This window comes from Streptomyces sp. NRRL B-24484, from assembly GCF_000717715.1.
In the GTDB taxonomy this organism is placed as follows: domain Bacteria; phylum Actinomycetota; class Actinomycetes; order Streptomycetales; family Streptomycetaceae; genus Kitasatospora.
Genome location: NZ_JOAI01000175.1, coordinates 1 through 237 on the forward strand (window position 1 = coordinate 1; position 237 = coordinate 237).

At 72.2% G+C, this 237-nt stretch carries 1 protein-coding gene; it reads right to left on the minus strand.

The window, feature by feature from the left end:
• The coding region (locus tag IE98_RS0141805; protein WP_030278060.1) for a helix-turn-helix domain-containing protein at positions 1–237 on the minus strand (237 nt) is incomplete at both ends.

Here is a 237-nt window from a genome sequence, read left to right on the forward strand (position 1 = left end):
ATCGACCGGGTCGACCAGTGCGTGGCGTCCTGCGGTGTGCGCTCCAGTGTCTTGGCGACCAACTCGGCCACCTGCTCGTCGGTCACCGTCCTCGGGCCCCCGGGCCTGGGTATGTCGCCCAGGCCGGCGATCCGGTGCTCGACGAACCGGGCCCGCCACCGGCCCACCGCGTGCGGCGTGGACCCCAGCCGCTCCGCAACGTCCTTGTTCGACGCGCCACTCGCGCATTCCAGGATG